A 9,561-nucleotide genomic window follows, 5' to 3' on the forward strand; every position below is an offset into this window, starting at 1 on the left:
TTATCTTTCATTAGATAAACACAACAAACACATTCAAGTGTCTTGTATTCGAATCAAACGTTAGTTTGATTCACAATTGAGTCCGGCAAACAGTCATCAAGAATTAACCCTTCTTGATGACAACCAAAAACCTTGGTTAGTTGCCATACGCTTATTTGTCTTCACTTTTTAAAGTGAAAGCAAATAGAAACCCTTTCGGGTTGTATGGTTAAGTGACTAAGCGTACACGGTGGATGCCTTGGCAGTCAGAGGCGATGAAAGGCGTAATAACTTGCGATAAGCCCAGATTAGGTAGTAATAACCTTTTGAGTCTGGGATTCCTGAATGGGGAAACCCACTTACATAAGTAAGTATCCTGTTGTGAATACATAGCAACAGGAGGCAAACCGGGGGAACTGAAACATCTAAGTACCCCGAGGAAGAGAAATCAACCGAGATTCCGAAAGTAGCGGCGAGCGAAATTGGATTAGCCCTTAAGCTTTTAATGATGCAGGTGAAGAGTCTGGAAAGTCTCGCAATAAAGGGTGATAGCCCCGTAACCGACACATCATAATCAGTGAAAACGAGTAGGGCGGGACACGTGATATCCTGTCTGAATATGGGGGGACCATCCTCCAAGGCTAAATACTACTGACTGACCGATAGTGAACCAGTACCGTGAGGGAAAGGCGAAAAGAACCCCTGTGAGGGGAGTGAAATAGAACCTGAAACCGTGTACGTACAAGCAGTAGGAGCACCTTCGTGGTGTGACTGCGTACCTTTTGTATAATGGGTCAGCGACTTAATTTTAGTAGCAAGGTTAACCGTTTAGGGGAGCCGTAGGGAAACCGAGTCTTAACTGGGCGTACAGTTGCTAGGATTAGACCCGAAACCAGGTGATCTAGCCATGGGCAGGTTGAAGGTTGAGTAACATCAACTGGAGGACCGAACCGACTAATGTTGAAAAATTAGCGGATGACTTGTGGCTAGGGGTGAAAGGCCAATCAAACCTGGAGATAGCTGGTTCTCCCCGAAAGCTATTTAGGTAGCGCCTCGGACGAATACTACTGGGGGTAGAGCACTGTTAAGGCTAGGGGGTCATCCCGACTTACCAACCCTTTGCAAACTCCGAATACCAGTAAGTACTATCCGGGAGACACACGGCGGGTGCTAACGTCCGTCGTGGAGAGGGAAACAACCCAGACCGCCAGCTAAGGTCCCAAAGTATAGCTAAGTGGGAAACGATGTGGGAAGGCTCAGACAGCCAGGATGTTGGCTTAGAAGCAGCCATCATTTAAAGAAAGCGTAATAGCTCACTGGTCGAGTCGGCCTGCGCGGAAGATGTAACGGGGCTAAGCTATACACCGAAGCTGCGGCTACGTACCTTAGGGTATGTGGGGTAGGGGAGCGTTCTGTAAGCCGTTGAAGGTGGTCTGTAAGGGCTGCTGGAGGTATCAGAAGTGCGAATGCTGACATGAGTAACGATAAAGGGAGTGAAAAACTCCCTCGCCGGAAGACCAAGGGTTCCTGTCCAACGTTAATCGGGGCAGGGTAAGTCGACTCCTAAGGCGAGGCCGAAAGGCGTAGTCGATGGGAAACGGGTTAATATTCCCGTACTTCTTACAATTGCGATGGGGGGACGGAGAAGGCTAGGTGGGCCTGGCGACGGTTGTCCAGGTTCAAGTACGTAGGCGGAAAGTTTAGGTAAATCCGGACTTTCATTAACGCTGAGATACGATGTCGAGCTACTACGGTAGTGAAGTCATTGATGCCATGCTTCCAGGAAAAGCCTCTAAGCTTCAGATTGTAAGGAATCGTACCCCAAACCGACACAGGTGGTCGGGTAGAGAATACCAAGGCGCTTGAGAGAACTCGGGTGAAGGAACTAGGCAAAATGGTACCGTAACTTCGGGAGAAGGTACGCTCTTATCAGTGAAGTCCCTTGCGGATGGAGCAGACGAGAGTCGCAGATACCAGGTGGCTGCAACTGTTTATTAAAAACACAGCACTGTGCAAAATCGTAAGATGACGTATACGGTGTGACGCCTGCCCGGTGCCGGAAGGTTAATTGATGGGGTTAGACTTCGGTCGAAGCTCTTGATCGAAGCCCCGGTAAACGGCGGCCGTAACTATAACGGTCCTAAGGTAGCGAAATTCCTTGTCGGGTAAGTTCCGACCTGCACGAATGGCGTAATGATGGCCACGCTGTCTCCACCCGAGACTCAGTGAAATTGAAATCGCTGTGAAGATGCAGTGTACCCGCGGCTAGACGGAAAGACCCCGTGAACCTTTACTACAGCTTGGCACTGAACATTGAACCTACATGTGTAGGATAGGTGGGAGACTATGAAATTGCGTCGCTAGATGTGGTGGAGTCGTCCTTGAAATACCACCCTTGTAGTTTTGATGTTCTAACGTTGGTCCCTGAATCGGGATTACGGACAGTGCCTGGTGGGTAGTTTGACTGGGGCGGTCTCCTCCCAAAGAGTAACGGAGGAGCACGAAGGTGGGCTAAACACGGTTGGACATCGTGTGGTTAGTGCAATGGCATAAGCCCGCTTGACTGCGAGAATGACAATTCGAGCAGGTGCGAAAGCAGGTCATAGTGATCCGGTGGTTCTGAATGGAAGGGCCATCGCTCAACGGATAAAAGGTACTCCGGGGATAACAGGCTGATACCGCCCAAGAGTTCATATCGACGGCGGTGTTTGGCACCTCGATGTCGGCTCATCACATCCTGGGGCTGAAGTCGGTCCCAAGGGTATGGCTGTTCGCCATTTAAAGTGGTACGCGAGCTGGGTTTAGAACGTCGTGAGACAGTTCGGTCCCTATCTGCCGTGGGCGTTGGAAAATTGAAAGGGGCTGCTCCTAGTACGAGAGGACCGGAGTGGACGAACCTCTGGTGTTCGGGTTGTCATGCCAATGGCATTGCCCGGTAGCTAAGTTCGGAATCGATAACCGCTGAAAGCATCTAAGCGGGAAGCGAGCCTTGAGATGAGTTTTCCCTGGCACTATAAGTGTCCTAAAGGGTTGTCGTAGACTACGACGTTGATAGGCAGGGTGTGTAAGTGCTGCGAGGCATTGAGCTAACCTGTACTAATTGCCCGTGAGGCTTAACCATACAACACCCAAGGGGTTTTGTGGACTCAAAGACAGACCTTGAATGAGTTTGATGAGAATTTAACAGCTTTCCGAATTTTAAAATTTGCTTGGCGACCATAGCATTGTGGACCCACCTGATTCCATGCCGAACTCAGAAGTGAAACACAATAGCGCCGATGGTAGTGTGGGGCTTCCCCATGTGAGAGTAGGACATCGCCAGGCTTTAAATTTGAACACTTGTCAGCGACGACAAGTATTCCACTGCGGAGTGGTAGTTCAGTTGGTTAGAATACCGGCCTGTCACGCCGGGGGTCGCGGGTTCGAGTCCCGTCCACTCCGCCACTTATTAGAGAAGCCCTGCTAGAAATAGCAGGGCTTTTTTACATTTGAAAAAAGTGTTTTACTGTTATACCAATCCGGAAAATTAACTGATCAGGTTTATCCAATCCCTTCTACTCATTTTTGTGACACGATCTTTGCACTCAAGAAATCCATTCCAAGCGCGACAAACCTTGGAAACAATGTCGTTATAATCAGTGAAACTTTGATTCGCTAGATAATGTTGTTGCAACCAACTCCAAACTTACTCTATAGGGTTGAGCTCTGACGAGTAGGGAGGAAGCTTAATAGTGCCGAAATTATTAAACTCTCTCGCAATATCATCGGTATGCCAGCCAGATCCATCCATAATAAAGACTGCATGATGTCCTTTTTCACTGGCCTTAGATATCTGCTCTAATTGGTTTGTCTTTATGCCCTTGTGCCCCAAGGAGCTACTATGGCTTCACCAATTCTTGTTTTGGGGCATACCGAACCAAACAAATAGCCGTATTCAAATTGCTGTTTTTTACCACACGAGGCCTGGTTCCACGAGTCCCCAAAGACGTGTAGTTGTGTTCTGTTGACCAAACCTAGCTTCCTCTTGAAACCAGGCATCAACACTCTACAGCCCAATATTGTCGGGATCGTTTCTATTTTGATTTTTTAAAATCATCTTGGATTTTCTGTGATTTTTTCGGTGTTTGGATCGAGAAGTTCTCCAAGATAAGGCCATGTGTTCGAGGAGATAATAGATAGAATTCGGGTGGTAGTACTTATCAACGATTTTCACGATTTAGTCATTTATATCGTAGATACAAAAACGCCTAGCGTTTGCTAGGCGTTGATAAATAGTATTTCTAATCCATCGACTACAGTATTTGCTTAAGTACTCTATCGGCTTTCACACGAGTGATCTTACGAATCAACTTCTGAACTTCCAACGGGTAGCTCTCTACCTTATCTAACTGCTTATAAGTACAGATAAGCTGAGTGTGTTGAAGGATATTATCCACTTCAGCCTGAAACTTGTCTGTTAGGTGATGGTAGTTATCTTGGATAAAGATGCCGTTCTCTAGATCCAACTTCCATGCGCGAGGGTTTAGGTTATTACCTGTTAGTAGCATGTAGCGCTTATCTACCCAAATACCCTTTAGGTGGAAGCTATTAGAATCGTGTTGCCAAAGTCGAATTGATAGATTACGGCTAGCAATATGAGCCTCATTCGCTTTAGCGAAACGACGTAAGTTCAATTCGTAAAGGTATGGCAGACCACCAATCGTTTTAAACTCTTCTTCTGGCGAGATAAAGAAATCATTCGCTGTCTTATCTCCAACAACAATGCTGACCTTTACGCCACGCTTAAGCGCTTTCTTCACTTCTTTAGCTAGGCTAGGTGGGAAGTTGAAGTAAGGTGTGCAGATAAAGATTTCATCTTTAGCTTGAGCTACGAGTTGATTGATTCCCTGATTCAGACGGTTACGTCTTTTACCGATACCAACTAATGGTGTTACAGCAACTTGGTCTGCTGAAACCTCTTGAGCATCGAATTGATACTGAGACCTTGCTAATGATGCACGAAACTGACGAATCGCTGGTTTCAGTTCTTTGGTCGAAGGCTTGTTCTTATCAGCCAGGTCATAAACAGCGCTGTCCGCAACCATCTGTTCGTGTACGTAGGTAAACATTGAATCAGCAAGCGCTGCGTTGTTTAAAACATGGTAACGATCAAAGCGATAGCGGTCATGGTAATTCAGGTAGATATTGTTAAGGCTTGCACCGCTGTATATCACGCTGTCATCGACGATAAAGCCTTTTAAATGCAATACGCCAAAGACTTCTTTGCCGCGAACTGGAATGCCATAGACGGGTACAGAGTGCTGATATTTTTCTGCAAACTCTTTATACATTGCAGCATTGCCTTCAGAAGACTCTGCGCCAATCAATCCGCGCTGCGCTCGGTGCCAATCGACACAAACGCTCACGTCTAATTCTGGATTCTTTTGTTTTGCTTCATATAAGGCAGTTAGGATTTCACGGCCAGCCTCATCATCTTCAAGATACAAAGCGACTAAACTAATACGAGTCGTTGCGCGAGATATCTCATCAAGTAGACGAGTTCGAAACTCTTGCGCTGATAGTAGTACTTCAAACTTGTCAGGATTCTGCGCTATGGTTGGCAACTGTATGAATGGATTCCTACTGGCAATCATATTGACTGTTTTACCTTAAAAATATGCAAAATTGCGAACCTTTAATTTTACCAAAGGGATAGCATCAAATACTAGATAATCGAGGCATTCTCTAACAATTTTGCTGATAATGCATAGGAATGAGATCTTTTCCGCTATTCGAGTAGCGCTCGTATAAAACTCTTAAACCATTTGGCAGATCTTTAGGGTCTATTTGTATGAATAGGTGCCGCGCGTAAAAATTGGTGAGATGAGCGTACGCAAAGCAGTAATCGTCTTCCGTAAGTGCATGTTGCGCACAATAATCCATAAGTTTGGAACCTAATTGCTTACCGCGATGTTGTTTTGATATCGCCATTCCAGTAAGTAAGCGATTATTTTCTATTGTACGAAAGCGCACGACACCGCACAGCTCGTTATCCAGTAATAACGAATAGATCAGTTCACTTTTATTGGCTTTTCCCGTTGGGTAATGTTCTTTATAGAAACGTTTAACTAAGGGAACCTTTACTGGGTCTAATTGGGTAATGATGACATTGTTCATTCAGTCACTGCGCCATTGGTTTATCTGCTGTAGAATGACTGCAGTGTAAGTTAATTGAATATCGCCATGCAATTCCATCTCAATGCTAGTTTAAAAAATGTTCATACTTTTTCCATAGATCAGACGTGTGATACGTTGGTTGAAGTCACCACTATCGAAGAATTAATTTCCGTTTACAGAGACCCTAAATGGTCAGCTTTACCTAAGTTAATACTGGGTAAAGGCAGTAATATGCTTTTTACTGAGCACTTCGCTGGTCTGGTCATAGTGAATAAATTATCCGGGATTGAGTTGACCGAGACGGACAGTCATCACCTACTGCATGTTAGTGGGGGGGAAGATTGGCCACACTTAGTTGAATGGAGTGTGGATAAAGGGCTCGGTGGTCTAGAAAACCTAGCAATGATACCTGGCTGTTCAGGTTCGGCTCCGATTCAAAATATTGGTGCGTATGGTGTTGAGCTACAAGACGTATGCGAGTATGTCGATATCCTGTGTCTGGATACTTATACAGTTAAGCGATTGAGCAAAGAAGAGTGTCTCTTTGGTTACCGAGATTCTATTTTCAAGCACGCTCTCTACGATAAAGCGATTGTTGTTGCGATTGGTTTAACGTTGCCGAAAGAGTGGGAGCCATGCAATCACTATGGCCCGTTAAAAAGCCTAGCAGCCGATACGCTCTCTCCTCGTACTATATTTGATGAAGTATGCGCTATCCGTTCAAGTAAGTTGCCAGACCCTAGAGTCCAAGGCAATGCGGGCAGCTTCTTCAAAAACCCTGTGATCACCAAAGATCATTTTGATCGCTTGTTCGCTCTATACCCAAACATTGTCGGCTATGAGAGCAATGACATGATCAAAGTCGCTGCAGGCTGGCTGATTGATCAATGCCAGTTCAAAGGTGTGACAGAAGGAGGTGCTCAAGTTCACCCAAACCAAGCATTAGTTATCATCAATTATGATAAGGCTTCTGCTGTGGATATCCTTAAGCTTGCAGAGCGAGTGCGTCAGTCTGTCTTGAATAAATTCGATATTCGATTAGAACATGAAGTGCGTTTTATGGGACGAGACTGCGAGACAAATCTAGACAAGGCTTTGGAGTCATTGGCATGAGAGAACACAGTACCAAGCTTGCACTATTGAAGTGTATTGCTGACGGTGAGTTTCATTCAGGTGAAGATCTAGGTGAAATGATTGGTGTATCACGAGCGGCTATCAGTAAGCACATTAAAGGTATTCAAGGGTGGGGTTTAGATATCTACCGAGTACAAGGCAAGGGCTATAAGTTAGCTAGCCGTTTAGATATGCTTAACGAAGACAAATTGTCTGTTGTTAGTCGAGATGCTTCTCTTGAACTGATTCCAATCATAGGTTCTACAAACCAACACCTATTAGAGCGTACTAACACCCTAGAATCGGGTTCTGTCTGTATTGCTGAATATCAAGCTGCGGGACGTGGACGTCGTGGACGAGAGTGGGTATCGCCATTCGGTGCAAACCTCTATCTTTCAATGTATTGGAGACTCGACGCAGGGATGGCTGCTGCGATGGGCTTGAGCCTTGTGGTTGGTGTAGCTGTTGTTGAAGCTTTGGAAGAGATGGGCGTAGAAGGTATAAAGCTCAAATGGCCGAACGACCTTTACCACAATGACAAGAAGCTTGCTGGTATCTTGGTAGAGCTGTCAGGACAGTCTGGTGGCGCTGCTCATATTGTGATTGGTTTAGGGCTAAACTTATCCATGGATCCAACAACATCAGGTATTGGTCAACCGTGGACTTCTCTTAAAGAAGTGTGTGACGGGAAGGTGCCCGATCGCAATCAGTTAGCGCAGGCTCTGATCAATGCTTGGGACAAGTCTCTTGTTGATTATGAGTTGAAAGGGATGTCGAATTTTGTAGAGCGTTGGAATCGCTTTGATAATTTCTTAGGTCGCAATGTTAGGTTGATCATTGGACCTAGAGAAATTGAAGGTGTTGTTCAAGGCATCGATGAACAAGGTGCTGTATTACTCAAAACTGAGAATGGTATCGAGAGCTATATCGGCGGAGAGATATCGCTAAGAAAAGGCGATTAAGGTGTTACTATTTTCTTAGTAATACTTCTTCAACCATATGATCTGCGCCTTTACGTAGAATCAAGTGAGCCCTTTCTCGTGTAGGAAGGATATTTTGTTCTAGGTTCAAGCCATTAATTGAACTCCAGATACCTTCCGCTTTATCCAGTGCCGCTTGGTTCGATAATTTTGTGTAATGACTAAAGTAAGAGCCAGGTTTGGTAAACGCACCATCGCGGAATTTCATAAAGCGATTGACGTACCACTCTTTGATTTGTTGGCTATCAGCGTCAACATAGAGAGAGAAATCAAGGAAGTCTGAAATAAACACGCGATGTGGCTCGTGTGGATCGTTCATGCCTGTTTGCAAGACATTAAGTCCTTCAATAATAAGCACATCTGGTAGGTCGACACACTTAACGTCATCAGTAATGTTGTACGTAAGATGTGAGTACACGGGAGCCGTGACATTTCTCTTGCATGCTTTTACATCCGAAACAAAGTTCACTAAACGCTTAATATCGTAAGACTCCGGAAAGCCCTTTTTACTCATCAATCCTTTTTCTTCTAACACCTCATTTGGGTATAAGAAGCCATCGGTTGTGACTAGCTCAACTTTTGGGTGGTTCTCCCAGCGAGAAAGTAGGGCTTTAAGCAGTCGTGCAGTTGTACTTTTGCCCACAGCGACACTTCCAGCAATACCGATGATAAAAGGTGGTGCTTTCTCGTTTTTATCCAGGAATTGATGGAGTACTGAGTTTCTATTCTGTCTGGCTGCCACATAGAGATTTAATAGGCGAGAGAGCGGCAGGTAGATCTCAACGGCTTCCTCCATTGTGAGCTTTTCATTGATGCCTTGAAGCTCTTTTAAGTCGCTCTCAGAAAGTGTCATCGGAACTAAATTCCTTAGCTCAGACCAACGTTCGCGGTCAAATGACATAAATGGGCTCATATAAACTCTATAGTGGATAACAAAACAAGTGCATGGAAAATACATCAAGCGATAGATAAATAAAATATCTTCCTGTACTAGATGTGGGTTAAAGGCAGAAACCTTGAGCTAAATAGCCGTATATAGGAATTTGATAGGAGAATTTTTCACTTTTTTTCAATTTACTATTGCAAGGTGGAAAATCATTCAATAAAATGCGCCCCACTTGTGCCGACTTAGCTCAGTAGGTAGAGCAACTGACTTGTAATCAGTAGGTCACCAGTTCGATTCCGGTAGTCGGCACCACTTTCTCCCTTTCTTTAAGGTAAGCGAGAGAAAGCTCAAAATTTGGAGGGGTTCCCGAGTGGCCAAAGGGAGCAGACTGTAAATCTGCCGGCACTGCCTTCGATGGTTCGAATCCGTCTCCCTCCACCATATTCT

Annotated in this window: 6 protein-coding genes, 3 tRNA genes and 2 rRNA genes; 7 read left to right on the plus strand and 4 right to left on the minus strand. The window is 45.1% G+C overall.

Annotation, left to right across the window (positions count from 1 at the left end; translation table 11 throughout):
- The first annotated feature begins 206 nt into the window (after positions 1 to 206).
- From MED222_RS00150 to MED222_RS00140, 3 genes are all read left to right on the plus strand, one after another.
- Positions 207 to 3,100, plus strand: a 23S ribosomal RNA gene (locus MED222_RS00150).
- Between the two features lie 87 nt (positions 3,101 to 3,187).
- Positions 3,188 to 3,303 (plus strand): 5S ribosomal RNA (gene rrf / locus MED222_RS00145).
- Positions 3,304 to 3,346: 43 nt separating this feature from the next.
- Positions 3,347 to 3,423: transfer RNA gene (locus tag MED222_RS00140), tRNA-Asp, on the plus strand.
- A 241-nt stretch (positions 3,424 to 3,664) separates the two neighbouring features.
- Here MED222_RS00140 and MED222_RS22785 read toward each other — a convergent pair.
- From MED222_RS22785 to MED222_RS00130, 3 genes are all read right to left on the minus strand, one after another.
- Entirely contained in the window at positions 3,665 to 3,850 is a 186-nt protein-coding gene (locus MED222_RS22785) for a transposase (protein ID WP_102258363.1), read from the minus strand.
- A gap of 421 nt (positions 3,851 to 4,271) precedes the next feature.
- Entirely contained in the window at positions 4,272 to 5,612 is a 1,341-nt protein-coding gene (gene pssA, locus MED222_RS00135; protein WP_009844721.1) for a CDP-diacylglycerol--serine O-phosphatidyltransferase, read from the minus strand.
- 91 nt (positions 5,613 to 5,703) lie between these two features.
- The gene (locus MED222_RS00130) at positions 5,704 to 6,135 is read right to left on the minus strand and encodes a GNAT family N-acetyltransferase (protein ID WP_009844722.1); all 432 of its coding nucleotides are present in this window, start codon (positions 6,133 to 6,135) and stop codon (positions 5,704 to 5,706) included.
- A gap of 66 nt (positions 6,136 to 6,201) precedes the next feature.
- Here MED222_RS00130 and murB point away from each other — a divergent pair, with 66 nt between their 5' ends.
- Together murB and birA are read left to right on the plus strand one after the other, a co-directional pair.
- Entirely contained in the window at positions 6,202 to 7,248 is a 1,047-nt protein-coding gene (gene murB, locus MED222_RS00125; RefSeq protein ID WP_009844723.1) for a UDP-N-acetylmuramate dehydrogenase, read from the plus strand.
- The gene (birA, locus tag MED222_RS00120; protein ID WP_009844724.1) at positions 7,245 to 8,210 is read left to right on the plus strand and encodes a bifunctional biotin--[acetyl-CoA-carboxylase] ligase/biotin operon repressor BirA; all 966 of its coding nucleotides are present in this window, start codon (positions 7,245 to 7,247) and stop codon (positions 8,208 to 8,210) included. The genes murB and birA overlap by 4 nt, the downstream gene beginning before the upstream one ends.
- A gap of 7 nt (positions 8,211 to 8,217) precedes the next feature.
- Here the strand turns inward: birA and coaA are convergent, their stop codons facing one another.
- Positions 8,218 to 9,141, minus strand: coding sequence for a type I pantothenate kinase (gene coaA / locus MED222_RS00115; RefSeq protein WP_009844725.1), 924 nt, complete (start codon positions 9,139 to 9,141; stop codon positions 8,218 to 8,220).
- Between the two features lie 209 nt (positions 9,142 to 9,350).
- On the opposite strand from coaA, the gene MED222_RS00110 reads away from it, so the two are divergent.
- Both MED222_RS00110 and MED222_RS00105 read left to right on the plus strand, forming a co-directional pair.
- Positions 9,351 to 9,426 (plus strand) — tRNA-Thr (locus MED222_RS00110).
- A gap of 44 nt (positions 9,427 to 9,470) precedes the next feature.
- Positions 9,471 to 9,555 (plus strand) — tRNA-Tyr (locus tag MED222_RS00105).
- Positions 9,556 to 9,561: the final 6 nt, after the last annotated feature.

This window comes from Vibrio sp. MED222 (genome assembly GCF_000153005.1).
Classification (GTDB): domain Bacteria; phylum Pseudomonadota; class Gammaproteobacteria; order Enterobacterales; family Vibrionaceae; genus Vibrio; species Vibrio tasmaniensis_A.